The sequence below is a fragment of the Paracoccus maritimus genome, from assembly GCF_025195095.1.
Taxonomy (GTDB): Bacteria; Pseudomonadota; Alphaproteobacteria; order Rhodobacterales; family Rhodobacteraceae; genus Paracoccus; species Paracoccus maritimus.
This window is the reverse complement of the sequence record NZ_JANAVZ010000007.1, coordinates 14,169-37,619: the sequence shown is the minus strand read 5'-3', so window position 1 is coordinate 37,619 and position 23,451 is coordinate 14,169. Positions and strand designations below refer to the sequence as shown.

Here is a 23,451-nt window from a genome sequence, read left to right as displayed (position 1 = left end):
GCACGATCGTTCAGCGCATTGCCATCCCGCGCCTCGGCGCAGTCTGGCGGTCGATCTGCCGCCGAAGTGACCCCGCGGCCTCTTCCCAATCCGCCCGGCAGACACTAGCTTGCGCTCATGCGCTGGACCGTTCCCAATATCCTGACCCTGCTTCGGCTGATCGCGGCACCCGCCGTGCCGCTGATGTTCCTGTATTTCCAACGCCCCTGGGCGGATTGGGCGGCGCTGACGATCTTTCTGATCGCTGCGATCACCGACTGGCTTGACGGCTATCTGGCACGCGCCTGGCAGCAGGAAAGCCGGTTCGGCGCCGCCATGGACCCGATCGCCGACAAGGCGATGGTGGTCATCGCGATCGTCGTCATCACCGGATATTCGGGCATGAATCCGTGGCTGATCCTGCCCGCCACCGTGATCCTGTTCCGCGAGGTGTTTGTGTCCGGGCTTCGGGAATTCCTTGGCCCCAACGCCAAGCTGCTGAAGGTCACGAAACTGGCCAAGTGGAAGACGACCTTCCAGATGGTGGCGATCTCAGTCCTGTTTCTTGGCACCGGGCTTGCCTATGTCGAACATGGCCACCCGCCGCTTGTCGGCGAAGGACGGCTGCCCTGGTCGGATAGCTGGTCGGACCTAGCCAACCAGATCGGACTTTTGCTGATCTGGCTTGCCGCGATCCTGACCGGCTGGACGGGATGGGATTACTTCGTCAAGGCGATGCCCTATCTGAAAGAGCCCGCCCATGACGGTTGATGTGCTGTATTTCGCGTGGTTGCGCGAACGTGTCGGCATACCGCGCGAGCGGGTCGAGACGCAGGCGGCCACGGTGCGCGATCTGGTCACGGAACTTGCTGCGCGTGACGACTGGCACGCCGCCGCATTTGCCGACATGACGGCGGTCCGCTGCGCCGTGGATCAGGAACTGGTGGGTCTTGACGCGCCGCTTGGCAAAGCGCGCGAGGTGGCGTTCTTTCCGCCGATGACCGGAGGCTGAGTTGCGCGCAAGGGTTCAGACCCAGCCGTTCGATCCGGCGGCCGAGCTGGAAGGCTTTGGCGCGGGTGCGGGCGCGATCGTCACCTTCACTGGCGTGGTGCGCGACGACACCGGCAGCATGGCAGCGCTGGAGCTGGAACATTATCCCGGCATGACCGAACGCGCGATGGAGGGCCACGGCGATACTGCGGCCCGGCGCTTTGACCTGATCGACTGGCGGATCGTGCACCGCCACGGACGGCTGCGGGTCGGAGAGCCGATCATGATGGTCGCCACGGCCGCGCGTCATCGGCAGGCAGCGTTTCAGGCCGCCGATTTTCTGATGGACTGGCTGAAATCCCGCGCGCCGTTCTGGAAACGCGAGATCGGACAGGACGGCTCCGCGCGCTGGGTCGCGGCGAAGGACAGCGACGAAGCGGCACTGGATCGCTGGCAGGCGATGCCACGCTGACCGGAACCACGGCGGGTGACGCCCGTTGGTCCTGCACGCACGCATTTGCATGCGCCCGACACAGGCAGGTTCCTGATGACCAGATCCGCAACGCTCTACCGGATGGTGATGCCCGATCACCTCTGTCCCTTTGGCCGCAAGTCAAAATGGCTGCTGCGGCGAAAAGGATATGGGGTCGAAGATCACAGGCTGCGCACCCGCAAGGAAACCGATGCCTTCATGGAAAGGCACAAGGTCGGCACCACACCGCAGACATGGATCGACGGCAAGCGGATAGGTGGTTATGACGACCTGCGCGCCCATTTCGGTCGTCCCCTGCCGAAACCGGGCGACACCAGCTATACCCCCGTGATCGCGATCTTTGCTGTCTCGGCGCTGCTTGCGCTGGCGGTTTTCCGGATGTCAGATGGCCCGCCCTGGATGGTGCTGCCGTATTTCGCGGCCATGGCCATGGTGCTGCTGGGCTTGCAGAAGCTGCAGGATGTAGAAAATTTTTCCACGATGTTCCTGAACTATGATCTGCTAGCCCAGACATGGGTTCCCTACGCCTATGCCTACCCGTTTTTGGAAACCGGCGCGGGGTTCTTGATGCTGGCCGGTTTGCTGCCTTGGCTATCCGGCCCGGTCGCGCTGGCGATCGGCGCGATCGGTGCATGGTCGGTCTTTCGCGCCGTCTTCATCCGCAAGCGACAGTTGAAATGCGCCTGTGTCGGTGGCAACAGCAATGTGCCGCTGGGATTCGTCTCGCTGACCGAGAATCTGGTGATGATGGCGATGGGCCTGTTCACACTGGCCCACGCGATCTGACACCCGCGATCAGTCGGGGATCACCCGCACCGCGCCCTTGGCCGCGCTGGTTGTCATCGCGGCATAGGCCCGCAGCGCTGTCGTGACCTTGCGTTGCCGCGGCTTCGCCGGTTTCCAGCCTTCGGCCTCGCGTGCCCTGCGCCGCGCGGCCAGCGTGGCATCGTCAACCTCAAGCGAGATCACGCGATGGGGAATGTCGATGCGGATCATGTCGCCCTGCTCGACCAGCCCGATCGTGCCGCCCTCTGCAGCCTCGGGCGACACATGGCCGATCGAAAGCCCCGACGACCCGCCCGAGAAGCGCCCATCCGTCACCAGCGCGCAGGCCTTGCCCAGGCCCTTCGATTTCAGATAGCTGGTCGGATACAGCATTTCCTGCATGCCCGGTCCGCCGCGCGGCCCTTCGTAGCGGATCAGCACCACCTCGCCTTCCTTCACCTTGCCGGTCAGGATGCCGCTGACCGCATCATCCTGGCTTTCGAAGATATGCGCCGGGCCGGTGAAGGTCAGGATCGACTCGTCCACCCCCGCAGTCTTCACGATGCAGCCGTCCTCGGCAAGGTTGCCATACAGCACCGCCAGACCGCCATCCTTGCTGAACGCGTGTTCGGCATCCCGGATCACCCCGCCCTTCCGGTCCAGATCGACGCTGTCATAGCGGCGGTCCTGCGAGAACGCCGTCTGCGTCGGCACCCCGCCGGGGGCCGCGCGATAGAAATCATGGACGCTGATTGCATCGGTCCGCGCCACGTCCCAGCGGTCCAGCGCCTGCGCCAGCGTGCCCGAATGAACACTGCCGACCGATGTATCCAGCAACCCGGCGCGGTCCAGTTCGCCCAGGATCGCCATGATGCCGCCTGCGCGGTGGACATCCTCCATATGCACGTCCGATTTGGCGGGCGCGACCTTGCACAGGACCGGCACCTGACGCGACAGCCTGTCGATATCGGCCATGGTGAAATCCACCTCGCCTTCATGGGCGGCGGCCAGCAGGTGCAGCACCGTGTTCGTGGACCCGCCCATCGCGATATCCAGCGTCATCGCGTTCTTGAAGGCGTTGAAGCTGGCGATGTTGCGCGGCAGGACCGACGCATCGTCGCCCTCGTAATGGCGCCGTGCCAGATCGACGATCAGATGGCCCGCCTCGACGAACAGCCGCTTGCGGTCGGCATGGGTGGCCAGGGTCGAGCCATTGCCAGGCAGCGACAGACCCAGCGCCTCGGTCAGGCAGTTCATCGAGTTCGCCGTGAACATGCCCGAACACGACCCGCAGGTCGGGCAGGCCGACCGTTCGATCGCCTGCACATCGGCATCCGACACGCTGTCATCGGCGGCGGCGACCATCGCATCGACCAGATCCAGCGCCTTGACGCGACCGTCTTCCAGCACGACCTTGCCGGCCTCCATCGGGCCACCCGACACGAAGACGGTGGGGATGTTCAGCCGCAGCGAGGCCATCAGCATGCCCGGGGTGATCTTGTCGCAGTTGCTGATGCAGACCATCGCATCGGCGCAATGGGCGTTGACCATATACTCGACGCTGTCGGCGATGATCTCGCGCGAGGGCAGCGAATACAGCATGCCGTCATGGCCCATCGCGATGCCGTCATCGACGGCGATGGTGTTGAATTCCTTTGCGATCCCGCCTGCCGCCTCGACCTCGCGTGCGACCAGCTGGCCCAGGTCCTTCAGGTGGACATGACCCGGCACGAACTGGGTGAAGCTGTTGACGATGGCGATGATCGGCTTGCCGAAATCGCTGTCCTTGACACCGGTCGCGCGCCACAATCCGCGCGCGCCCGCCATGTTGCGGCCATGTGTGGTGGTGCGGGAACGATAGGCGGGCATGGCTGATCTCCTTTGGCTGGCGATGTCCTTAGCACCGCCCGCGACGGAAGGAAATTGCCGAAAACCGCCCCGATCCTTGGCGTTCTGACCCGGAAGACCGGGTCAGGATGCCAGTTTCATCACCAGGATGCCGGCCACGATCAGGCCAGCGGCGAACAAGCGCGTCACCGTCACCGCCTCGCCGAACAGGGCGATCCCAAGCACGAAGCTGCCCACCGCACCAATTCCGGTCCAGACCATGTATGCGGTGCCAAGGGGCAACTGCCGCATCGCGACCGCCAGCAGCCAGAACGACCCGAACATGCCGACCAGCATGATTGCCGTGGGCACAAGACGCGTGAATCCATGGGACTGCTTCATGGCAGTGGCCCAGACGATTTCCAGAAGACCGGCGACCAAAAGGGTGATCCAAGGCATGAAAGACCTCCAGAATGAACCGGGTCGTCCCGGCGAGACTGCCCGATTCGGGGAGGTCGTCCTCACACCAGAAAATAGGCATCTGGATCGTGACCTGCAAGCCTGTCACCATGGACAGCAGATTTGTGCGGATCCTGCGCCGCCGGGGGTCCGGGGGGCGTCCCCCGGCCATCGCGGGACGCAAGACCACCGGTCGCCGTTCAGCCCGCCGGCGAGGGGGGCAGCGTCAGCGCATCCCCAGCCCGGCGCGCATCATCAGGCGTCGCACGGGCGCAATTCCGTACAGCCCGCCCAACGCTGCGGCACGCAGATCGCGCAGCGGCCGGGCGCCGGCCTGGCTGGCCCGGTTCAGCGCGTCTATTCCCAACAGCCGCGCATAGGCCTCGGGCCGTCGGGCGCGATCATAGGCCCGCAACGCGGCGGCATTGCCCGGATCCGCGCGCGACAGGTCGATCAGCGTCGACAGGTCGGCAAGGCTCATGTTCAGCCCCTGCGCCCCAATCGGCGGCACGACATGCGCCGCCTCGGCGATCAGCGCCGTGCGCGGACCGGTGAACCGGTCCGCGATCTGGCTGATGATCGACCATTGTGTCAGCCGGGTCGCCTGGGTCAGATGGCCCAGCACGCCCGCGGAACGAAGGTTCAGCGCGACCTCGAATTCCGCGCGGGACAGCGCCGCAAGGCGCGCGATCTCGCGCCCGTTTTCCATCCAGACGACGGCGGAACTGGGCACGCCGTCGCGATCGGGCAGCGGGACCAGCGTGAACGGCCCGCCCGCACGGTGGATCTCGGTCGAGATATTGTCGTGCGGCGGCTGATGCGTGACCGCGAAGGCCAGCGCCTTCTGGCCGTATCGAAACCTGCGTACATCGATCCCCAGCGCCTGACGAACCGGCGAATCCCGCCCATCCGCGCCGATCAGCAGACGCGCGCGCAGACGCTGTCCGTCCGACAGCGTGACCAATGCGCCCTCGTCCCGTGCCACCACCTCGGCCGTGGCGGTGCCGGGGCGAAAGCGCACCGTCTGCAGCTGTTGAAGGCGCGCCGCGATCTCGCGGCGCAGCAGCCAGTTGGGCAGGTTCCAGCCAAAGGGCTGATCGCCGATCTCGGATGCGTCGAAATCGCGCGTCAGGCGCGGTTCGGGCTGCGCGCCGCCCGCATCCACGATGCGCATGACCTGCAACGGCGTCGCAAAGGGCGACAGCCGGTCCCACACCCCGATCCGGTCCAGCAGGGCAACCGATGGGGCCAGAAAGGCGGTTGATCGCAGATCGGCGCCGGTTGCGGTCTCGTCGGTGACTGGCGGGGCCGGATCAACGCATAGGACCGAAAACCCTTCGGCCCCGAACGCCGCGGCGGCGATCAACCCGGCGATTCCGCCGCCCGACACCAGAATGTCGATGTCCTCGATCTCGCCTGCCATCCTTACCCTCGCGTTGACGCCCCGATCCTGCACCCGCGACCGGGCCGGGACAAGAAGACGCCCTGTCGCAGCCTAGTTCCCTGCCGTGAAGGCCAGCATGATCACGAACACGGCCAGGGTCAGCACGATGCCGATGATGCCCAGCATCGGCAGGCCGAAGGCCAGCACCAGCAACACGGCAAGGACCAGAACGACGGCGACGGCAAGATAGATGCGAACGGCAAGACGAGTGCTTGCGGGATCGTCAGCATGGGACATGAAAGGTCTCCTTCAGGGATCGGCGCGTTCCCGGCCCCATCTAGCCCGGATCACGGCCGCGCGGCAATCGCTTGAAGGAACCCGGTCAGGTCGTCGGTCCGGTGCGCGACATGTTCGCTCCGGCCCGGCGCGGCATCCGGACCGCGCCGCCCCTTCCCGACAAGGACCGTCCGCATGCCCAGTTCGTGCGGCACCTCAAGGTTGCGCGGATCATCCTCGAAGAACGCCGCCCGCGCGGGGTCAAATCCCGCCTGCGCGATCAACGCCTCGAACGAGGCGCGCTGCGGCTTGGGATGAAAGCCGGTTTCCTCGACACCGTAGATCGCCTCGAACAGATCCAGTCCGCGCGCCGCCAGAACCTTGGCCGCATAGCGCGAATCGGCATTCGTGTGGACGATCTTGCGACCCGGCAGTGCGGTGATCGCAGCCGCAAGATCGGGCGCGACGGCAAGTCCGGCGAAGTCGATGTCGTGAACCTCGGCCAGATAGGCCAGCGGATCGATCGAATGTTCGGCCATCAACCCTGCCAGCGTCGTGCCGTGCCGGCGCCAATAGTCGCGGCGCAACCGGTCGGCATGGCCATGTTCGACGCGAAGCAGCCGCATGACATAAGCGGTCATGCGTTGCTCGATCTGCGGGAACAGCGCCATCTCGGGCGGGTAAAGCGTATTGTCCAGATCGAAGATCCAGACATCAACATGCGCGAAATCCATTCCTGCCGGATAGCCCGGCAACGCCGCGCTTGCAATTGGACCCGACGGGCCCCAATCCTGTCTGCCATGAAAGACGATGCCTATTCCCTGATCCTGGCCGCCATCGAGGCGGGCTCCTATCGCCCCGGCGACCGGCTGGTGGAATCCGAACTGGCCGACCGTTTCGGGGTCTCGCGCACGCCGGTCCGCGAGGCGCTGCAACGGCTGGAAACCCAGGCGATGCTGGTGCGCGATGGCCGCAGCCTGATCGTCGCCTCGCTGGATCACAACCAGCTGGCCGAACTGTATGTCGTGCGCGCCGAGCTGGAGGCGCTGGCCGCCCGACTGGCCGCGCGCCACGCCACCCCCGAAGAGGTGCGGGTGCTGGCGCAGATGCTGGCCGAGGATCAGAAGGCCGTGGACGACCCCGAAACGCTGGCCCGCGCGAACAAGCGGTTTCACCACCAGATCCATCTGGCCTCGCATAACCGCTATCTGGTCCAGCAACTGGATCTGGTCCATCGCAGCATGGCACTGATGGCGAGAACCTCGCTTGCGGCCGAAGGCCGCAGTGAAACGGCGCTGTCCGAACACAAGCGCATCGTGGATGCCATCGCGGCAGGCGACGGCGATGCCGCGGACAAGGCGCTGCGGCAGCATATCTCGATGGCGTGGGAAACCCGTCTAAAGCTCGAGGCGCAAGGCGAACATGTCTAAGACCCGGCGCATGTCATGTCCGTGCCCACGCGGGTGATCCGGTGCGGCCGATTGGGACCGAGGCAGACCTGGCCGAAGGCGCGGCGCACCTGGCGCGGGTCTGTCCGGTCTGGGCGCGCGTGCTGCCCCAGATCGGCCCCCTGCCCCTGCGGCGCCGCGAGGATGGATTCGAGGCGATCGCAGGCGCGATCGTCGCCCAGCAGATCTCCGTGGCGGCGGCCGCGTCGATCTGGGACCGGATGGTGGCGGCGGACCTGATCACCGCATCGGCGATCGCCGCGGCCAGCGATGACGATCTGCGCTCCGCGGGCCTGTCGCGCCCGAAAGCCCGATATCTGAAAGCCATCGCCGCGGCGGGGCTGGATTGGGACGGGCTGCGCGAGCTGCCGGACGATCAGGCCATCGCCACGCTGGTCGCGCTGCCCGGCATCGGTGTGTGGACGGCCGAGATCTATCTGAAATTCGCGCTGGGTCGCCCCGATGTCTTCGCCGCCGGCGACCTGGCGCTGCAGGAATCCGCGCGGATCATGTATGGGCTGGACACGCGGCCCGGCCCTGCCGCGCTGCGCGATCTGGCCGAGCCATGGCGACCTTGGCGTGCGGTTGCGGCGCGGGGGCTGTGGGCCTATTACCGGCTGGCCAAAGGACGCGAGGGAATTCGATGACGGAACTGAAATCGGCCCGCAAGGGACCGCAGGACGCCGACGCGGTGGTGGTCTTTCTGCATGGCTATGGCGCGGATGGCGCCGACCTTCTGGGACTGGCCGATCCGCTGGCACCCCATTTGCCCGGCACCGCCTTCCATGCGCCCGATGCGCCCGAACGCAGCATCAACAATCCGATGGGTTATCAGTGGTTTCCGATCCCGTGGCTGGACGGATCGTCCGAGGCGGACGCCAAGGCCGCCATGCATCGCTCGGTCACCGCGCTGAACGGATTTCTGGACAAGGTGCTTGCCGATGAGGGTCTTGATGCCAGCCGAATGGTGGTCATCGGCTTCTCGCAGGGCACGATGATGGCGCTGCATGTGCTGCCGCGCCGGACGGACGCGGTCGCCGGCATCGTCGGCTTTTCCGGCCGCCTGCTGGATGCCGAAACGCTGGAGAGCGAGGCGAAGGTCAAACCGCCGGTTCTGCTGATCCACGGCGATCAGGATCCCGTGGTTCCGTTTCAGGACATGGGCCTGGCGGGTGATGCGCTGCTGGCGGCGGATTTCGACGTGTTCGCCCATGTGATGAAGGGCACCGGCCACGGCATCGCCCCGGACGGGCTGTCGGTCGCGCTGAGCTTCATCAAGGATCGCTTGGGCAAATAGCCTGCCGGCCTGACAACTGGCGGATAGCCGGGGGTGTTGTCATCCCCCCGGACGCCCAGCCCGTGATTGCGGTCGGACCAGCCGCGTGCGGCGGTGCCTCAGATCCAGAGGGCGGGATCGGCAAGTTCGATCGAATTGCCTGCAGGATCGCGGAAATAGATCGACCGCGCCCCGTTCGGCCAGCGGAAATCGGCTTCGATCGCGACGCCGCGACCAGTCAGGTGGTTGCGCCACCGGTCCAGCGCGTCTGGCGGCACTGCAAGACAGAAATGGCCGGGACCACGCGCCCCATGCGGCGGCACGGGCAACCGGGCATCGGGTTCGGGCGCTCGCTGCGTGGCATCGGGGCGAAAGACCAGCAGAAGCTGGGGCCGCGGCTGCTTGGTGATGCGGAAAAAAACGTGACGCCCTGGCACAGACTGAAACGCCTCCAGCCCCATCACATCCTGCCAGAATGCCGTCGCCGCATCCAGATCATCGGCGTAAAGCGCCGTTTCCAGCGTCCCCAGAAGTTCCGGCATGCGATCTGTCATGGTCGCGATCCTGCCACTGAAACAGGCACGGGGCAATCTGTCACGGCGATGTCACCCAGTCAGGGTATTTCATCCCCAGATCGAATACATCCGGGGGCTTGCCAGAACCGGGACGCGATATATAGTCGGCCTGACGGATCTGACGGGCGCCCCCGGCACTCCTTGCGGGGGCAGGCGGGAAGGCAACATGCTGGACGAACGACATCAGACGGATTTCAGGACGCATTTCGTGCGTGAACCCGCAGGGCTTCGGCACCACCCGGCGCTGGTCCTGAACGCCGATTATCGACCGCTGAGTTACTATCCGCTGTCGCTTTGGCCTTGGCAGGAAGCGATCAAGGCGGTGTTCCTGGACCGGGTCAGCATCATCGCCGAATACGACGAGGTGGTGCGAAGTCAAAGACAGGCCTTCCGAATCCCGTCTGTTGTGGTTCTCAAGGATTATGTGAAACCCCAGAAGCGCGTGGCATTCACGCGCTTCAATCTTTTTCTGAGGGATGAATTCTGCTGTCAGTATTGCGGCGCCAAGGGGGACCTGACCTTCGATCATGTCGTGCCGCGTTCACGTGGCGGTGTCACAAGCTGGGAAAACGTCGTCGCCGCCTGTTCTCCGTGTAATCTGCGCAAGGCCAATCGCAGCCTGCGCCATTCCGGTCTCAGCCTGCGTCGCAAGCCGTGCCAGCCCACGCCCGAGGAAATGCATGCCGTGGGTCGGCGTTTTCCGCCGAACCATCTGCACGACAGTTGGATGGATTTCCTGTACTGGGACGCCGAACTGGAAAGCTGATCCAAGGGGCGCGGTTCTGCGCCTTCGGTCGCGATGCCCGTCGGTCAGCCGCGGTGATCGTGCCGGTTCCGGTGCCCCAGATGAACCAGTGCCGCCGCGCTAAGCGCCATCAGCGCCAAGGCGACCTCGGGTACACCCGCGACGACCGAAACCCACAGCGTCAGGGCAGCAGCCAGAAGAACGGCGATCATCAGCAGCAGGAAATGCGGCAATGGCATGGTGGGCCTCCTTGACTTCAATATGAGGTCCAAGGGCCACAAAGGAAACCCTGCCGTGAAAATCCCAGCGAATTTTAGCCGTCGCGACGTTGGTTTCGAGTCATCAAATCCGCGCGACCGGCATATTCACCGCTGCGATCCGCGCGATCGGCGATGAACCGGTCCGGTTGCGGTCCGATGATTCGGTGCTACCAGCGCAAGAAATGGCGGCCAAGCAGTGCCCCGCCCGCGGTCAGCCCCAGAATGCCCAGCCCATACCAGGTCAGAAAGAACAGCGGTGCATCCTGATTGCAGTGCAGCGCATAGAACGCCGCCGCCAGCCCGCCGGACGCCAGGCCCAGCATCGCCCCGCTGACCGTCGGGGACACGCAGGCCCCTTCGCGCAGGATTCGCAGTCCGACCAGCAACGGCGCCAGCCCGATGAATGTCACCGAGATCAGGCAGATCAGCGCCGTCCTGCCCCGCACCTGCGGCCACAACAGGTCCGGCGCCGTCGATGCCGCCGCCAGCGCCAGCCAGACCAGCGCCAGCACACCGATCAGCGCAGGTATGAATTGCGCCGGCGTGTGCCGGATCTGTGGCCGGGTCAGGCGCAGCGCCGCGTACAAGGCAGGGATCGCCACTGCCAGCGGCAGCAGCCATTTCATCAGCGTCGTTGGATTGGCCAGCGCGGCGCCCAGATCGGAACGGATACCCAGAATCGACAAGGCCAGAACCGCCGCGGCGATCAAGGCCGGCCCCGCCTGCATCATCAGCCGTGGTCCGATCGGGCGGGGCGCCGTGTCATCCGCCGCAAGGACATCGATCAAACGTTCGGTCCGCATCACGTTTCCTCCTGCCGCAACCGCGCCAGCCGTTGCAAGGCCCGGTGCAGCGCCACGCGCAGTGCCCCTGGCGCCAAGCCAAGCCGCGCACCGCATTCGTCGCTGCCGCGCTCCTCCAGCGCCAGACAACGCAGCAGCGCGGCATCGCGTTCTGGCAGGCGGCCGATCAGCGTCCCGGCATCGCGCCGTTCCAGCATGTCGGGCTCGGGCGGGGCCTGCAGCATGTCTGCGAAATCCTCGACCGGCAGATGGATCCGCCGGCCACGACGGCGGAACGCATCGACCAGCTTGTGGCGCGCGATCGCATAGACCCACGGGCGCAACGGCTGGCCGCTGTCCCAGGTCGCGCGTTTCACATGTATCGCCAACAGCGTCTCTTGCACCACATCCTCGCACCAGCTTGCGTCCATTCCGGCCGCGCGTGCCCGTACCAGACCGCGCAGCACCGGCGTCATCGCCGTCAGCAGCCGGCGATAGGCCCGCTGATCGCCCGCGATCGCGTCGCGCATCAGCTGTGACCAGTCGCCCTCGGCCTGTCCGGCGTCTTTCGTCATCGGGTGTCCTTACGCAATCCGGCGTTTCAGCGTTACAGCATTCCCGGCGGCAGGTCTGCACATCACGTATCCGTGATGCGCGTAACGATCGGGACGCCCCCTCCGAATGGCACTCCGGGACGGCGATGCCGCCCATGAAAACCACAAGGAGAGTTAGAAGATGAGCCCGAAATTCGCTGCAGCCCTTGCCACCGCCATCAGCCTCGCCGGCGTCACCGCACATGCGGACGACATGAAGAAGGATGCCGAGATGGAAAAATGCTATGGCGTCGCGCTGGCCGGTCAGAACGACTGCGCCGCTGGTCCCGGCACAACCTGCGCCGGCACCTCGACCAAGGACTATCAGGGCAATGCCTGGAAACTGGTCCCGGCAGGCACCTGCGCCGAGATGGAGACCCCGGCAGGTCACAACGGTTCGCTGGAACCGATCGAGATGTGATCCAAGGTTCGCGGGCGGGCCGTTTCCGGCCCGCCCGCCCCCGAATTCCCACAATCGAAACGCCCGCAGCCAGAACGAAGGACCGTCCGATGCCCCTGCCTGCCACGACCGGACTTGGTTTCAAGCCGCAACATTTCCAGGACATTCGCGCCACACGCCCCGATCTGGGCTTTTTCGAGGTGCATGCCGAAAACTATCTGGGCGCCGGCGGTGCGCCACATGCCATGCTGACCGCCCTGCGGCAGGATTACGCGATCTCGATCCACGGGGTCGGCCTGTCGATCGGCGGGCCGCAGATTGATCTGGCGCATCTGTCGCGGATCAAGGCATTGTGCGACCGCTATGATCCCGACAGTTTTTCGGAACATCTGGCATGGTCCAGCCACGGAACGGAATATCTGAACGACCTGCTGCCGCTGCCCTACACGCCCGAAACGCTGGACCGGGTCTGCGACCATGTGGATCGGGTGCAAGAGGTGCTGGGCCGGCGGCTGCTGCTTGAGAACCCGTCAACCTATGTGATCTTTGCCCAAAGCGAGATCCCGGAAACCGATTTCCTGGCCCAGATCGCCCGCCGCACCGGCTGCGGCCTGCTGCTGGACGTGAACAATGTCTTCGTCAGCTGTGTGAACCATCGCAGCGATCCACTGGCGTGGCTGGACGCGTTCCCGCTGGATCTGGTCGGCGAAATCCACCTGGGCGGTCACGATCAGGAAGACCTGCCCTCGGGGCCACTGCTGATCGACGCCCACGGCGCAGAGGTGGCCGAGCCGGTCTGGGCGCTTTACGCCGAAGTGCTGGACCGAGCCGGTGCCCTGCCGACGCTGGTCGAATGGGACAACGACGTGCCCGAATGGCATGTGCTGCTGGCCGAAGCGCAGCGCGCCGCGACCCTGCTGGCGGATGCGAGGCAGCATGCAGCAGCACAGTGACAGCCCCGCCGATTTCACCCCCGCCTTCCGTGCGGCGCTGGCCGGCGGCGACCTGCCCGATTTCGTGACCGCACGCGTTCCGGACGAGGCCGCGATCCGGTTTGCCGTCTATCGCAACAATGTGGCCCACAGCCTGCGCGAGGCGCTGGCCCGGCGATATCCGGTGATAAGGCGGTTGGTCGGTGCGGAATTCTTTGCCGCGATGGCGGGCGAATTCGTCGCGGCGCATCCCCCGGCCACACCCGTCCTTCAGGAATGGGGCGACGCTTTTGCCGGGTTCCTTGCGGGGTTTCCGCCCGTCGCCACCCTGCCCTATCTGGGCGATGTGGCGCGGATCGAATGGGCGCGCGGGCTTTCCTATCACGCCGCCGACGCCATGCCGATGCCCCCCCGCCGGCTGACCGAAACCGCCCCGCTGCGCCTGCATCCATCCCTGCAACTGCTGCGGCTGACCCATCCCGCATTTGATATCTGGCAGGCCAACCAGCCCGGCCGCGATGGCAAGCTGCGCGGCACGGGGCCGCGGAACGTCCTGATCTGGCGTCGCCCGGATTTCGAGGTCGAGGCGATGGCAATAGCCGACCCCGACGCCGATTTCCTCCAGGGGCTGATGCAAGGCCAGCCGATCGCACAGGCGGCCGGCTCGACAAATCCTGTGCCGATTTTGACGCTGCTTCTGCGCCACGGACTGATCTGCGACAAGGAGACACGATCATGACCACGACAATTGCCACCAATCGCCCCGCGGCGCTGCTGCGCCGGGTGAACGGGCTGGCCGATCACATGCCCTATGCCGTCGTGGCGCTGGCCGCGCGACTGTTTCCGGCGGCAGTGTTCTGGGCCAGCGGCCAGACCAAGCTGGACGGGCTCAGCCTCAGCCCCTCGGCGATCTATCTGTTCCAGAACGAATATGCGCTGCCCTTGATCCCGCCGGAACTTGCCGCGCGGCTGGCCACCACCGCCGAGCATGTGTTCCCGGTGCTGCTGATCCTTGGGCTGATGACGCGGCTTTCGGCGCTGGCGCTGCTGGGGATGACGGCGGTCATCCAGATCTTCGTCTATCCGTCGGCATGGCAGACCCATGGGTTGTGGGCCACCTGTTTCCTGATCTTGATCGCACGCGGCCCCGGCGCATGGTCGCTGGACGCGGTGCTTGGTCTTGACCGCGACGGTCGCTGAGCCACGCTACGGCCCGCCGGACGGATCAGATCAGCCCGGCATGTTCAAGCGCCGCGTCGATCAGCCGGCGCGTCGGATCGGTCAGCGGCACCAGCGGCAGCCGCACCCGATCGTCGCACAGACCCAGACGCGACATGGCATATTTGGCGCCCACCAGACCCGGTTCGACGAAGATCGCGTGATGCAGCGGCATCAGCCGATCCTGATATTCCAGCGCGGCGGCATAGTCGCCGCGCAGCGTCGCCTCTTGGAACTCGGCACATAGTTTGGGCGCGACATTCGCGGTGACGCTGATGCAGCCCACCCCGCCATGCGCGTTGAAGCCAAGCGCGGTGGCGTCCTCGCCCGAAAGCTGCACGAAGTCGGCGCCGCAGGTAATCCGCTGCTGGCTGACCCGTTCCAGCCGGCCCGTCGCGTCTTTCACACCGATGATCTGCGGCAGATGCGACAGAACGCCCATGGTTTCGGGCAGCATGTCGATCACCGACCGGCCGGGAATGTTGTAGATGATGATGGGCAGATCCACGGCCTCGGCCAGCGCGGTATAATGGGCGATCAACCCGGCCTGGGTCGGCTTGTTGTAATAAGGCGTCACCACCAGGGCGGCATCGGCGCCGACTTCCTGCGCATGACGGATCAGGCCGATCCCCTCGCGGGTCGAGTTCGACCCCGCCCCGGCGATCACCGGCACCCGTCCCGCCGACAGCCGGACGACCTCTTCGACGACGATGCGATGTTCCTCGTGCGTCAGGGTCGGACTTTCGCCGGTTGTACCCACCGGAACCAGCCCGTGGCTGCCCTGATCGATATGCCATTCGACCAGCTTCTTCAGCGTGTCCATATCCAGTTCGCCGTCCGCAGTGAACGGCGTGACCAGTGCGGGCAAAGACCCCTTGAACATGACACGCTCCTTGATGATGTTTTTTCGTCGCGCCTAACTACGCCCGGGCGCGGAACTTGCCAAGGTTGTGAATTGCGTCCCGGCGATCTGGCGGCGACACAGGTGAATGATGCGACTTCTGCGCGACATGTTGGGGGCCGGCCTGCTGGCGATCCTGACTCTTTCCAGCCCCGCCCTGGCCGAGGACCGTGGCGCGATGGCGCTTGCGCTGGCCGCAGCCGACACGCGGGACTGGGTCACCGCCCGCGACGCCGCGCAGCGTTCAGGCCCGGTGGCCGAGGCGCTGGTCGGCTGGCAGGCGCTGCGCGCGGGCTTCGGCGACTTCGAGGATTACCTGCGGTTCATCCGCAACCACCCCGACTGGCCCGGCCTTGCACAGCTGCGTGAACGCGGCGATGCGCGGCTGCGCCCCGACCTGCCGGCCGACCAGATTCGCGAATGGTTCGGCGACCGGCTGCCCGCCACGCTGCGCGCCGAAACCGCCTATCTGACGACGCTGGATGCCGATGCCGCACGGGCCGAACGGGTCCGCTTCTGGACCTCGACGCCTCTTGAGGAGGCCGAGGAAACCGCCTTCCTGACCACCTATGAACGCGAACTGACGCCGCTTCTGACGGCGCGCGCCACGGCGATGCTGGATCAGGGCGAATGGCGGCAGGCCGAACGGCTGATTGATCGGCTGCCCCAGGCGGACCGGGCGCTGCTGGCCGCGCGAATCGCCCTGCAGGCACGGCGCACCGGCGTGGACGATCTGATCCTTGCCCTGCCCGATGCGGAACGCGACGATCCGGGCCTGACGATGGATCGGTTCCGCTGGCGCGTGCAGGCCAGGTTTCGCGATGGCGCGCGCGATCTGATGCTGGCCGCCTCGACCAGCGAACAGGCGCTGCGGGTGCCCGAGGCATGGGCGCAGATGCGCGTCGATTACACCCGGCTGGCGATGCGTGGGGGCGACTGGGCGCTGGCCGAACGGTTGGCGGCGGCGCATTTCCTGCCAGCCGACAATCGGCATTATTCAGACCTGGAATGGCTGGCGGGCTTCGCCGCGCTGAAACAGGATGCGCCGGATCGGGCGCTGGCGCATTTCGAACATCTGGAAACCGTCGTCGGCAGCGCCATCAGCACGGCCCGCGCGCTGTATTGGCAGGGCCGCGCGCACGAGGATCTGGGCGACGACCATGCGGCGCAGGCAGCCTTTGCCCGCGCGGCGCAGAAGCCCGGTGTCTATTACGGGCAACTGGCCGCCGAAAAGGTCCGGGCGACCCTGCCGCCCTCTTATGCCGTTCCGGGAAAGGCGATCGAGACGCTGCCCGACTGGCGCGGTGCGATGCGCGACAACAGCGTGTTTCAGGCCGGGCTGTGGTTGCTGGCCACTGGCCGCATAAACGAGGCGCAGCGTTTCTTCCTGCATCTGGCCGAGACAGCCCCGCCCGACGACATCGCCCGCATGGCCCGGCTGATGATCGAGGCGCGGGCGCCCTGGCACGGGCTGCGGCTGTCCAAGCGCGCCGCCGATCGCGGCGTGATCTATCCGGCCGCGCATTTTCCCCTGACCGGTCTGGAACAGGCGGAACTGGACCTGCCGCCCGAACTGGTCCTGTCGATCGCGCGGCAGGAATCCGAATTCAACCATACCGTCAGCAGCCATGTCGGTGCGCGCGGCCTGATGCAGCTGATGCCCGGCACCGCCGAACAGATGGCCCGCCAGCTTGGCGAGCCCTACCAGATCGCCCGCCTGACCCGCGATCCGGCCTATAACGCGCGGCTGGGTGCGGCCTATCTGCAAGGGCTGCGCGATCGCTTCGGCACTTCGACGGCGCTGACGGCCTCGGGCTACAACGCCGGCCCCGGCAGGCCCGCGCGATGGTTGCGCGATTTCGGCGATCTGCGGCGGGACATGGACCCGGTCGAATGGGTCGAGCTGATTCCCTTCGACGAAACCCGCAACTATGTCATGCGGGTGACCGAGGCGATGCCGGTCTATCGATCCCGCATCCATGGCAAGCCGGCCCCGATCGTGCCGACATGGGATTTGACCGGCGGCGGACTGATGCCGCCACCCGTGGCACGCCTGACCTTGGCACTGTCAAGCCGGCCGCCGCTAAAACCCTTTATCGGTCCTGTCTTGCCGCCGGATTGGGTCGCACCGACATCTGTTTCTGCGCCGGACGACCGGGACCCGGCGGCGGATTCCGAAACCGCATCGACCGGCGAGACTGGCGGCTAGACGGGTTATCTGGATAAAGACAAGGCCGGCTCAGCCGGTGGACTTGACCCGCGCGCGCCACAGCGTGAACAGCCCCGCCATGACCACGATGACCGCGCCCACAACTACGTTCGGGCGCAACACCTCGCCGAAGATCGTCACGCCGATAATGCTGACCCAGACAAGCTGCGTATAGGCAAAGGGCTGCAGGGCCGATGCCTCGGCCATCTCGTAGGCGCGGATCATCAGGTAGTGCGAGGTCATCCCGCAGACGCACAGACCGGCCATCCAGATCCAGTCGATCGGCGCCAGCCACTGCCAATCCCAGATACCCACCAGCGTGATCGCCACCGCCCCCGCGACGCCAGTCCAGAAGAAGCTGACCATCGGCGGGTCGTCGCGCGACACATGCCGTGTCAGCAGGCCGTAGAGCGCAAACATCAATGCGGCGGCAAAGGGCAGCAGCGCCTCGATCCGCATGACACCGCTGCCGGGTTGAAGGATCACCAGGATGCCGACAAACCCGATCCCGATCGCCGTCCACCGTCGCCAGCCGACCTTTTCGCCCAGCACCGGCCCCGACAGCGCCGCGACCAGCAACGGATAGGCGGTGAACACGGCATGGGTCTCGACCAGTCCAAGGCGCACGAACGCCTCGACCATGATCAGCACCTCAAGGACCAGGATCACCCCGCGCAGGATCTGCGTGACCGGCCGTTTCGTGCGGACGGCGCGTTTCAGCCCGCCCGGCTGGCGAGCGACGAGCGCGATCACGAAGGCCGCAAAGAACCAATAGCGGAACATCACAACCAGCACCGGCGGATAGGCCTGCCCCAGCACGCGTGAAAAACCGTCCTGCAGGGCAAAGATGAACGCGGTCGCGCACATCAGCCCGATCGCCATCCCGGTCCGGTCGGTGACCGGCGGCGGCAATCTGGGTGGCACCGGCGGCGGCGCCGACGCACCCGCGGCCGAGGATGAGGAATACGGTCCCCTGACGTGCTGATCTGGCATGGCTGCGTTCCCTTCGACCCCGCCATGCGCCGGGCGCGTCGCCGCGTCAAGGCAAGCCCGCCTTGCGCCCGCCGCAACCCGGCCCGGCCTTTGGTGATCACGCAAGCCGACAGCCTCAGGCATCCGCTATCATCACGATTGATCAATCAGATCCGACACCGTCAGAAACATCGATAGCCGATGCAAAGATTGGCCAGAATGGGTGTCGGCTGTGATGGTGTGGTTGGCAGACGCAGCAAGCGGAGTTCTGCGCCGCGGTGCAGCCGTCCCCGAACCCGATGGGGTGGATGGCTCCTGCTCCAACCGGCGTCGCAATGCGCCATAATGCAGTTGTCGCGACTGCTGCGAGGAAAGCCACCCAATGCAGGTTACAACAGTTGGCGCAAATCTGGCCAAGAACGTTTTCCAGGTCCATGGGATTACCAAGACCGGAGAGGTCCTCTCTAACCGGACGCTCAGGCGCGCGCAGCTTCTGGCTTTCTTCGAGAACCTGCCTGCGTGTCTTGTCGGCATGGAGGCAGATGGGTCCGGCCAATACAGGGTGCGGCAACTTTCTGCCCTTGGCCACGATGTTCGCTAGATCCCGGCGAGCTACGTTAAGCCGTATGTCAAACGCGGCAGACCGCCCGGCCGTCCCTGACCAATCCGACCCGAGGTTTAGATGGTTTGACCTGCCGCTCTCGTGTTGTCCGGTTTGAGAGTTATTGCAGGATTGGCCCTTGGTCCATCGGGATGGTGGTCCCGGGCATCGGTGGCCGATAGCCCAGGGCGCCATGCGGCCGCACAGTTAGTGGCGGCGCCATCGTTCGATCAGGATCCGCGCCTCTCTCGGCGAATGGAAGATTTCGCCGTTGAGCAGTTCGTCCCGAGGCCTGGCGTTGACGCTCTCGACATGGCCGTTTTTCCAGGGGGATCCCGGTTCGATCTACCCGGTTTTGGCACCGACGGCCTCGATCCGCTCGCGGAGCTTGATGGCCATGAACTCGGGCCCGTTATCCGACCTGATATATGCCGGAGGGCCGCGCAGGAGGAAGAGATCGGTCAACGCATCGACCACGTCAACGAAGTTGATCTTGCGCTTTACTCGGATCATGAGAACCTCTCGGCTGTGTTCGTCGATGATGTTGAGCATGCGGCGGGCGCGCCCATCAGCCGTCCGATCCTGAACGAAGCCATAGGACCAGACGTGGTGGGTCGCTCAGGTCGGAGCCGCATACAGCAACCGTCGGCCAGCCAGAGCCGGCCGCGTTTCTTCTGTTTCGGCGTGACCTTGAGGCCTTCACGCCGCCATATGCGACATACGTTTGTGGTTCACACACCAACCGGCCTGAACCGGCATCCCGGTCACCTGCCGGTAGCCGTATCGGCCGTAGAGCCGTGCCAGCTCGATGATGTCCGCGGTCAGGCGTTCTTCATCGTGACGGCCCGCAGGAACCCTGCGCTGCGTGGAACGATGCTGACCCAAAGCCCCGGCAGGCGCGACGCTCGGAAACGCTGACTTCCTGCCGGACATGGTCAATACAGCGACGGCGACGCGAAGGGCTCAGTAGTCTTCCCGGGCTGCCTCCGACAAAATGCGCTTGTCCAGCGTCAGGCCCGACACTGCGCGCCGAAGCCGGGCATTCTCCTGCCCAACCTCCTTCAACCGCTTGAGCTGGTCGCGGTTCATGCCGCCGGCGGTCGCAGCTCTGCTGAGTCATGCCAATTTTCCGAACCGCATCCGCGATCTTTGCGCCTTGGCCCTGCAGCACTTCAGCCTGTCGAAGCATCAGTAGGATGTCTTCGGGCTTCTCTCGCTTGCCTGCCATCGTCCTCGTCCTCCGTGATGCCGGATAAACGATCCAAAGGGCTGGACCACCTCAGTGGTGCAAGACGGATTCGCAAAAGCACCTTTTTTCGACACGACGCGAACAGTCAAAAGGCAAAAGAAACTTGGCTCGCTGAATTTCCAATCGGGGATTTGCCAAGAGACATGCCAGAAAGGCGCATAACTACCCGAGGAAAGATCCGCGACACCGACGTTAACGAGCCGAACATCGGTGGTGGAATTGCTGCTCTGCGCCTGCAAGCTTTCTGAAAGCTTCAACATGCATGCACCGTTCATCGAAACGCAGATGATGGAGACACCCATGCGATCTATTCTAATCCCCGCCCTTGTCCTGATGACGACCCTGGCCGTGCCCGCACTTGCAAGTGAACGCTGCAACGTGCCGCAGTCCGACTGGCGCCCGGTCGAAGATCTGAAGGCTGCGCTGGCAGCCAAGGGCTGGACCATCAACAACGTCAAGACCGAGGATGGCTGCTACGAGGTCTATGGCCATGACGAGGCCGGCAAACGCGTCGAGATCTTTTTCGATCCAGCCACCTTTGAGGCCGTCGGTTCAGATGACTGAAAGGATCAAGGTCTGGGATGTATTCGTCCGGTTGTTTCACTGGAGCCTGATCGGTCTGATCGCCGGAACTGGCTGACCTCGGACGGTCCCAAGGCGCTGCATGAACGCATGGGATACGCCATGCAGCCTTGATTGCGGCCCGGCTGGTGTGGCCCCTCCATGCGCGCTTCGTCGATTTCGTGCGCGGTCCGCGTGCCGTCCTGCATTATCTGGGCGACCTGCGACAGCGGCGCGAGCAGCGCTATCTGGGCCACAACCCCGCCGACGGCGCGATGATCGTTGCGCTGCTGCTGAACGTGAAAGGCAGCGCCGTCACCGGATGGCTACAGACCACCGACATGTTCTGGGGTTCAGACGCCATGGAGGAGGCCCATGAGCTTCTGGCAACGTCGATCCTGATCCTCGTGGCCCTGCATGTTTCCGGCGTGATCGTCGAAAGCCTTCGCCACCAAGAGAACCTTGTTCTTTCGATACTGACCGGATTCAAGCGTCCGTGGTCTTGAAAGTGCCGCCACTGAGAGGTCCGAAGCCGTGACCTTGTCGCTTTGGCGGCCGGGGCCAAGCCCTCCGCGCCAGCAGTTCAGTCCCGGCGGCTGCCGGACCGATCCGGAAAGCTGACACGGACCAGTGCCCGGTGCGATTCGATGACGTATTCGATGCCGATACCTTGCGTTTCGGCGACGCGGGCCACGATTGCCAATCCCAGACCGGCCCCGGAGGAGCTGGCGGACTTGTCGAACGTGGCATGCCGAAAGAGGGCGCCCGGACGGACGGCATTCGACACGGTGACAACCGGTCCCATCGACAGCACCATGCGCAGATCACCGACGCCATGGTCTGCGGCGTTCCGCAACAGGTTGCGCAGAATCAACGCCAAGGCATCCGGATCGACGGCAACGATCGCTTCGGAGGTTTCGGCATCGTCGAAGTGAACCGGCAGGTCGCTCTCAGCGATCACCATGCGCGCCACACGCACGAGGTCGCAAGGTCCCGCCCCCATCGAGCCCGCCTCTGCCCGCGACAATTGCAGCAAACGGTCCACCAGATGACCCATCCGACCAAGCGCTGCGGCCAGGCGGCCTGCGGCCGCCGGGTCGGCAAGTCCCGCAGCGATCAACTGCGCCTGCCCGGAGGCCGCCGCGATAGGGGTGCGCAACTCGTGCGCGGCGTTGGTGGCGAACTGACGTTCGGCTTCGATGCGGGTGCGAATGTCGTCCAGATAGCCGTTCAAAGCGTGCGGGATGGGCGCCAGCTCGGCAGGCAGATCAGGCGCATTGACCGGCGACAGGTCGCGCGCAGACCGTCCGCGCAGCATCATCGCCAGCCGTGTGGCTGGACGGAGCGCCGAGGCGACGGCGCCCCGCGCCGCGATCAGGGTCGCGAGCAGAACCGGTAGCATCAGCGCGACAAGCCAGCCAAGACTTTCGGCAAGCTCATCCTGACGCCATTCGCTGCTTTGACCGACCTCGACAACAATATCATCCTCGGGATCCGAAAGCCGGAAAACGCGCCAACCCGGCAGATCCTGACCACCATCCTGTTCCACCGGGGTCCAGGGCGCGTCGGTGACTATCGCACCACCATCGATGATGCGTATCGCGCCATCCCCATGCACCAGCGCACCCACATGCCCGGCGCCCTTGTAGAGCGACAGAGACATTCTTGCCGAGTTGCCCAATGTGTCGTCCATCAGTTCGGACATCTCGTGGGCGACGACCAACGCGGCCAGTCCGACGCCGGCAAGCCATGCAAGGCAGGCGCCCAGCACCACGCGCCGCACCAGCCGCCGACGAAGGGACCATTGCCGCGTCACGGGATCAGGTATCCAAGCCCGCGCCGTGTCTGGATCACGCTTGCGCCCAGCTTCGCACGCAAGCGCGAGACGTAGACCTCGACGGCATTCCCCTCGACCGAATCGTCGAAAGCATAGAGACGTTCCTCCAGCACCTGCTTGGACAACACTCTGCCGCGTGCGGACAGAAGCGCGTCGAACAGCGCCCATTCGCGCGATGTCAGGCGGATCTCGTGATCGTCGCGAAAAAGCCGCGCTCCCGCCCGGTCGATGCGCAGCGGTCCCAACCAGCTTTCGGTGGCAGGGTCGCCCGAGGCGCGGCGACCATGCGCCCGCAACCGGGCCGCGACCTCGCCCAGATCATAGGGCTTCACGACATAATCGTCTCCCCCGGCATCGAGTCCCGCGATCCGTTCAGATATCTGGTCGCGGGCGGTCGCAATGACGACGGGAACACGGTTTCCGCGCCGCCGCTGTTCCCGCAGCAGCGTCAGTCCAGACCCATCGGGCAAAGCAAGGTCCAGAAGAATCGCATCGAATTCAGCGACATCCAACGCGGCCTCGGCGGTGGCAAGATCCGGCGCGTGATCGACTGCATGGCCTTCTGCCCGAAGGAATCGCCCCAGCGCGTCCGCGATGTCAGCCTCGTCCTCTACCATCAGCACCCGCATCACACTCTCCCGTCACGCTGGCCAACTGATGAAGCAGGTCGGACGACGGATCAACGCAAATTGCACCTCACATGAACGTGAGACACAGA

29 protein-coding genes and 2 pseudogenes are annotated in these 23,451 nt (G+C 65.2%); 16 read left to right on the top strand and 15 right to left on the bottom strand.

What is annotated here, in order from left to right; genetic code table 11:
- The first annotated feature begins 117 nt into the window (after window positions 1-117).
- From pgsA to MU516_RS12930, 4 genes are all read left to right on the top strand, one after another.
- The gene (gene pgsA / locus MU516_RS12945) at window positions 118-750 is read left to right on the top strand and encodes a CDP-diacylglycerol--glycerol-3-phosphate 3-phosphatidyltransferase (RefSeq protein ID WP_260277641.1); all 633 of its coding nucleotides are present in this window, start codon (window positions 118-120) and stop codon (window positions 748-750) included.
- The gene (moaD, locus tag MU516_RS12940) at window positions 740-991 is read left to right on the top strand and encodes a molybdopterin converting factor subunit 1 (protein ID WP_260277640.1); all 252 of its coding nucleotides are present in this window, start codon (window positions 740-742) and stop codon (window positions 989-991) included. The genes pgsA and moaD overlap by 11 nt, the downstream gene beginning before the upstream one ends.
- Window position 992: 1 nt before the next feature.
- Entirely contained in the window at window positions 993-1,442 is a 450-nt protein-coding gene (locus MU516_RS12935) for a molybdenum cofactor biosynthesis protein MoaE (protein ID WP_260277639.1), read from the top strand.
- Window positions 1,443-1,517: 75 nt separating this feature from the next.
- Window positions 1,518-2,249, top strand: coding sequence for a MauE/DoxX family redox-associated membrane protein (locus MU516_RS12930; protein WP_260277638.1), 732 nt, complete (start codon window positions 1,518-1,520; stop codon window positions 2,247-2,249).
- 9 nt (window positions 2,250-2,258) lie between these two features.
- Here the strand turns inward: MU516_RS12930 and ilvD are convergent, their stop codons facing one another.
- From ilvD to MU516_RS12905, 5 genes are all read right to left on the bottom strand, one after another.
- Window positions 2,259-4,097, bottom strand: coding sequence for a dihydroxy-acid dehydratase (gene ilvD / locus MU516_RS12925; protein WP_260277637.1), 1,839 nt, complete (start codon window positions 4,095-4,097; stop codon window positions 2,259-2,261).
- A 102-nt stretch (window positions 4,098-4,199) separates the two neighbouring features.
- The gene (locus MU516_RS12920) at window positions 4,200-4,514 is read right to left on the bottom strand and encodes a DMT family transporter (protein WP_260277636.1); all 315 of its coding nucleotides are present in this window, start codon (window positions 4,512-4,514) and stop codon (window positions 4,200-4,202) included.
- Between the two features lie 226 nt (window positions 4,515-4,740).
- Window positions 4,741-5,937, bottom strand: coding sequence for a UbiH/UbiF family hydroxylase (locus MU516_RS12915; protein ID WP_260277635.1), 1,197 nt, complete (start codon window positions 5,935-5,937; stop codon window positions 4,741-4,743).
- A gap of 72 nt (window positions 5,938-6,009) precedes the next feature.
- Window positions 6,010-6,195: a hypothetical protein gene (locus MU516_RS12910; protein ID WP_260277634.1), complete on the bottom strand. Its 186-nt coding sequence runs from the start codon at window positions 6,193-6,195 to the stop codon at window positions 6,010-6,012.
- Window positions 6,196-6,245: 50 nt separating this feature from the next.
- Complete coding sequence (locus MU516_RS12905; protein WP_260277633.1) at window positions 6,246-6,908, bottom strand: pyrimidine 5'-nucleotidase; 663 nt, start codon at window positions 6,906-6,908, stop codon at window positions 6,246-6,248.
- Window positions 6,909-6,974: 66 nt separating this feature from the next.
- Between MU516_RS12905 and MU516_RS12900 the strand changes: the two genes are divergently transcribed.
- The 3 genes from MU516_RS12900 to MU516_RS12890 are packed head-to-tail and all read left to right on the top strand — an operon-like array spanning window position 6,975 to window position 8,919.
- Window positions 6,975-7,604 carry a GntR family transcriptional regulator gene (locus MU516_RS12900; RefSeq protein ID WP_209056075.1) on the top strand — a complete coding sequence of 210 codons (630 nt, stop codon included), beginning with the start codon at window positions 6,975-6,977 and terminating at the stop codon, window positions 7,602-7,604.
- Between the two features lie 41 nt (window positions 7,605-7,645).
- Window positions 7,646-8,269, top strand: a complete 624-nt coding sequence (locus MU516_RS12895; RefSeq protein WP_260277632.1) for a DNA-3-methyladenine glycosylase family protein — start codon at window positions 7,646-7,648, stop codon at window positions 8,267-8,269.
- Window positions 8,266-8,919: an alpha/beta hydrolase gene (locus MU516_RS12890; RefSeq protein ID WP_260277631.1), complete on the top strand. Its 654-nt coding sequence runs from the start codon at window positions 8,266-8,268 to the stop codon at window positions 8,917-8,919. Before MU516_RS12895 ends, MU516_RS12890 begins: the two co-directional genes overlap by 4 nt.
- A gap of 98 nt (window positions 8,920-9,017) precedes the next feature.
- Here the strand turns inward: MU516_RS12890 and MU516_RS12885 are convergent, their stop codons facing one another.
- On the bottom strand, window positions 9,018-9,452 hold the full coding sequence (locus tag MU516_RS12885) for a VOC family protein (protein WP_260277630.1): 435 nt from the start codon (window positions 9,450-9,452) through the stop codon (window positions 9,018-9,020).
- Between the two features lie 187 nt (window positions 9,453-9,639).
- On the opposite strand from MU516_RS12885, the gene MU516_RS12880 reads away from it, so the two are divergent.
- Window positions 9,640-10,239: an HNH endonuclease gene (locus MU516_RS12880; protein WP_260277629.1), complete on the top strand. Its 600-nt coding sequence runs from the start codon at window positions 9,640-9,642 to the stop codon at window positions 10,237-10,239.
- Window positions 10,240-10,283: 44 nt separating this feature from the next.
- Here the strand turns inward: MU516_RS12880 and MU516_RS12875 are convergent, their stop codons facing one another.
- The 3 genes from MU516_RS12875 to MU516_RS12865 all read right to left on the bottom strand — a co-directional run bounded on the left by MU516_RS12875 (window position 10,284) and on the right by MU516_RS12865 (window position 11,835).
- On the bottom strand, window positions 10,284-10,457 hold the full coding sequence (locus tag MU516_RS12875; RefSeq protein ID WP_260277627.1) for a hypothetical protein: 174 nt from the start codon (window positions 10,455-10,457) through the stop codon (window positions 10,284-10,286).
- Between the two features lie 188 nt (window positions 10,458-10,645).
- Entirely contained in the window at window positions 10,646-11,281 is a 636-nt protein-coding gene (locus MU516_RS12870; protein ID WP_260277626.1) for a DUF1109 domain-containing protein, read from the bottom strand.
- The gene (locus tag MU516_RS12865) at window positions 11,281-11,835 is read right to left on the bottom strand and encodes a sigma-70 family RNA polymerase sigma factor (protein WP_260277624.1); all 555 of its coding nucleotides are present in this window, start codon (window positions 11,833-11,835) and stop codon (window positions 11,281-11,283) included. Before MU516_RS12865 ends, MU516_RS12870 begins: the two co-directional genes overlap by 1 nt.
- Window positions 11,836-11,995: 160 nt before the next feature.
- Here MU516_RS12865 and MU516_RS12860 point away from each other — a divergent pair, with 160 nt between their 5' ends.
- The 4 genes from MU516_RS12860 (at window position 11,996) to MU516_RS12845 (ending at window position 14,385) form a co-directional block, all read left to right on the top strand.
- Window positions 11,996-12,274, top strand: a complete 279-nt coding sequence (locus MU516_RS12860) for a BufA1 family periplasmic bufferin-type metallophore (protein WP_209056067.1) — start codon at window positions 11,996-11,998, stop codon at window positions 12,272-12,274.
- 89 nt (window positions 12,275-12,363) lie between these two features.
- Window positions 12,364-13,206: an MNIO family bufferin maturase gene (gene bufB / locus MU516_RS12855; RefSeq protein ID WP_260277623.1), complete on the top strand. Its 843-nt coding sequence runs from the start codon at window positions 12,364-12,366 to the stop codon at window positions 13,204-13,206.
- Window positions 13,190-13,924: an HvfC/BufC N-terminal domain-containing protein gene (locus MU516_RS12850; protein ID WP_260277622.1), complete on the top strand. Its 735-nt coding sequence runs from the start codon at window positions 13,190-13,192 to the stop codon at window positions 13,922-13,924. Before bufB ends, MU516_RS12850 begins: the two co-directional genes overlap by 17 nt.
- On the top strand, window positions 13,921-14,385 hold the full coding sequence (locus MU516_RS12845; protein WP_260277621.1) for a DoxX family protein: 465 nt from the start codon (window positions 13,921-13,923) through the stop codon (window positions 14,383-14,385). The genes MU516_RS12850 and MU516_RS12845 overlap by 4 nt, the downstream gene beginning before the upstream one ends.
- Before the next feature lie 25 nt (window positions 14,386-14,410).
- Here MU516_RS12845 and dapA read toward each other — a convergent pair whose 3' ends face one another.
- Window positions 14,411-15,286 carry a 4-hydroxy-tetrahydrodipicolinate synthase gene (dapA, locus tag MU516_RS12840; RefSeq protein ID WP_260277619.1) on the bottom strand — a complete coding sequence of 292 codons (876 nt, stop codon included), beginning with the start codon at window positions 15,284-15,286 and terminating at the stop codon, window positions 14,411-14,413.
- A gap of 109 nt (window positions 15,287-15,395) precedes the next feature.
- Here dapA and MU516_RS12835 point away from each other — a divergent pair, with 109 nt between their 5' ends.
- Window positions 15,396-17,513 (top strand): lytic transglycosylase domain-containing protein, encoded by a 2,118-nt coding sequence (locus MU516_RS12835; protein WP_260277618.1) that lies wholly within the window; start codon window positions 15,396-15,398, stop codon window positions 17,511-17,513.
- 30 nt (window positions 17,514-17,543) lie between these two features.
- Here the strand turns inward: MU516_RS12835 and MU516_RS12830 are convergent, their stop codons facing one another.
- Window positions 17,544-18,506, bottom strand: a complete 963-nt coding sequence (locus MU516_RS12830; protein WP_260277617.1) for a DMT family transporter — start codon at window positions 18,504-18,506, stop codon at window positions 17,544-17,546.
- Window positions 18,507-18,867: 361 nt separating this feature from the next.
- Between MU516_RS12830 and MU516_RS12825 the strand changes: the two are divergent.
- Window positions 18,868-19,083, top strand: a pseudogene (locus MU516_RS12825) (IS110 family transposase); the annotation flags it as partial.
- Window positions 19,084-19,207: 124 nt separating this feature from the next.
- Here the strand turns inward: MU516_RS12825 and MU516_RS12820 are convergent.
- Together MU516_RS12820 and MU516_RS12815 are read right to left on the bottom strand one after the other, a co-directional pair.
- Window positions 19,208-20,314 (bottom strand): annotated as a pseudogene (locus MU516_RS12820) (IS3 family transposase).
- Entirely contained in the window at window positions 20,275-20,637 is a 363-nt protein-coding gene (locus tag MU516_RS12815; protein WP_260277848.1) for a hypothetical protein, read from the bottom strand. The pseudogene MU516_RS12820 and the gene MU516_RS12815 overlap by 40 nt, the downstream one beginning before the upstream one ends.
- Here MU516_RS12815 and MU516_RS12810 point away from each other — a divergent pair.
- The gene (locus MU516_RS12810) at window positions 20,636-20,899 is read left to right on the top strand and encodes a PepSY domain-containing protein (protein WP_260277616.1); all 264 of its coding nucleotides are present in this window, start codon (window positions 20,636-20,638) and stop codon (window positions 20,897-20,899) included. The two genes, MU516_RS12815 and MU516_RS12810, sit on opposite strands and share 2 nt — an antisense overlap.
- Before the next feature lie 128 nt (window positions 20,900-21,027).
- A complete protein-coding gene (locus tag MU516_RS12805; RefSeq protein ID WP_260277615.1) occupies window positions 21,028-21,402 on the top strand; it encodes a cytochrome b/b6 domain-containing protein in 375 nt (124 codons plus the stop codon).
- A gap of 77 nt (window positions 21,403-21,479) precedes the next feature.
- Here the strand turns inward: MU516_RS12805 and MU516_RS12800 are convergent, their stop codons facing one another.
- Both MU516_RS12800 and MU516_RS12795 read right to left on the bottom strand, forming a co-directional pair.
- Window positions 21,480-22,712, bottom strand: coding sequence for a histidine kinase dimerization/phospho-acceptor domain-containing protein (locus tag MU516_RS12800; RefSeq protein WP_260277614.1), 1,233 nt, complete (start codon window positions 22,710-22,712; stop codon window positions 21,480-21,482).
- On the bottom strand, window positions 22,709-23,362 hold the full coding sequence (locus tag MU516_RS12795; protein ID WP_260277613.1) for a response regulator transcription factor: 654 nt from the start codon (window positions 23,360-23,362) through the stop codon (window positions 22,709-22,711). Before MU516_RS12795 ends, MU516_RS12800 begins: the two co-directional genes overlap by 4 nt.
- Between the last annotated feature and the right edge of the window lie 89 nt (window positions 23,363-23,451).

What these genes read in the sequence shown, in the direction of transcription:
- pgsA (WP_260277641.1), top strand. Translation starts at nt 118, where the DNA reads ATGCGCTGGACCGTTCCCAATATCCTGACCCTGCTTCGGCTGATCGCG.
- moaD (WP_260277640.1), top strand. Translation starts at nt 740, where the DNA reads ATGACGGTTGATGTGCTGTATTTCGCGTGGTTGCGCGAACGTGTCGGC.
- MU516_RS12930 (WP_260277638.1), top strand. Translation starts at nt 1,518, where the DNA reads ATGACCAGATCCGCAACGCTCTACCGGATGGTGATGCCCGATCACCTC.
- ilvD (WP_260277637.1), bottom strand. Translation starts at nt 4,097, where the DNA reads ATGCCCGCCTATCGTTCCCGCACCACCACACATGGCCGCAACATGGCG.
- MU516_RS12920 (WP_260277636.1), bottom strand. Translation starts at nt 4,514, where the DNA reads ATGCCTTGGATCACCCTTTTGGTCGCCGGTCTTCTGGAAATCGTCTGG.
- MU516_RS12915 (WP_260277635.1), bottom strand. Translation starts at nt 5,937, where the DNA reads ATGGCAGGCGAGATCGAGGACATCGACATTCTGGTGTCGGGCGGCGGA.
- MU516_RS12910 (WP_260277634.1), bottom strand. Translation starts at nt 6,195, where the DNA reads ATGTCCCATGCTGACGATCCCGCAAGCACTCGTCTTGCCGTTCGCATC.
- MU516_RS12905 (WP_260277633.1), bottom strand. Translation starts at nt 6,908, where the DNA reads ATGGATTTCGCGCATGTTGATGTCTGGATCTTCGATCTGGACAATACG.
- MU516_RS12900 (WP_209056075.1), top strand. Translation starts at nt 6,975, where the DNA reads ATGAAAGACGATGCCTATTCCCTGATCCTGGCCGCCATCGAGGCGGGC.
- MU516_RS12890 (WP_260277631.1), top strand. Translation starts at nt 8,266, where the DNA reads ATGACGGAACTGAAATCGGCCCGCAAGGGACCGCAGGACGCCGACGCG.
- MU516_RS12885 (WP_260277630.1), bottom strand. Translation starts at nt 9,452, where the DNA reads ATGACAGATCGCATGCCGGAACTTCTGGGGACGCTGGAAACGGCGCTT.
- MU516_RS12880 (WP_260277629.1), top strand. Translation starts at nt 9,640, where the DNA reads ATGCTGGACGAACGACATCAGACGGATTTCAGGACGCATTTCGTGCGT.
- MU516_RS12875 (WP_260277627.1), bottom strand. Translation starts at nt 10,457, where the DNA reads ATGCCATTGCCGCATTTCCTGCTGCTGATGATCGCCGTTCTTCTGGCT.
- MU516_RS12870 (WP_260277626.1), bottom strand. Translation starts at nt 11,281, where the DNA reads ATGCGGACCGAACGTTTGATCGATGTCCTTGCGGCGGATGACACGGCG.
- MU516_RS12865 (WP_260277624.1), bottom strand. Translation starts at nt 11,835, where the DNA reads ATGACGAAAGACGCCGGACAGGCCGAGGGCGACTGGTCACAGCTGATG.
- MU516_RS12860 (WP_209056067.1), top strand. Translation starts at nt 11,996, where the DNA reads ATGAGCCCGAAATTCGCTGCAGCCCTTGCCACCGCCATCAGCCTCGCC.
- bufB (WP_260277623.1), top strand. Translation starts at nt 12,364, where the DNA reads ATGCCCCTGCCTGCCACGACCGGACTTGGTTTCAAGCCGCAACATTTC.
- MU516_RS12850 (WP_260277622.1), top strand. Translation starts at nt 13,190, where the DNA reads ATGCAGCAGCACAGTGACAGCCCCGCCGATTTCACCCCCGCCTTCCGT.
- MU516_RS12845 (WP_260277621.1), top strand. Translation starts at nt 13,921, where the DNA reads ATGACCACGACAATTGCCACCAATCGCCCCGCGGCGCTGCTGCGCCGG.
- dapA (WP_260277619.1), bottom strand. Translation starts at nt 15,286, where the DNA reads ATGTTCAAGGGGTCTTTGCCCGCACTGGTCACGCCGTTCACTGCGGAC.
- MU516_RS12835 (WP_260277618.1), top strand. Translation starts at nt 15,396, where the DNA reads ATGCGACTTCTGCGCGACATGTTGGGGGCCGGCCTGCTGGCGATCCTG.
- MU516_RS12830 (WP_260277617.1), bottom strand. Translation starts at nt 18,506, where the DNA reads ATGCCAGATCAGCACGTCAGGGGACCGTATTCCTCATCCTCGGCCGCG.
- MU516_RS12810 (WP_260277616.1), top strand. Translation starts at nt 20,636, where the DNA reads ATGCGATCTATTCTAATCCCCGCCCTTGTCCTGATGACGACCCTGGCC.
- MU516_RS12815 (WP_260277848.1), bottom strand. Translation starts at nt 20,637, where the DNA reads ATGGGTGTCTCCATCATCTGCGTTTCGATGAACGGTGCATGCATGTTG.
- MU516_RS12795 (WP_260277613.1), bottom strand. Translation starts at nt 23,362, where the DNA reads ATGCGGGTGCTGATGGTAGAGGACGAGGCTGACATCGCGGACGCGCTG.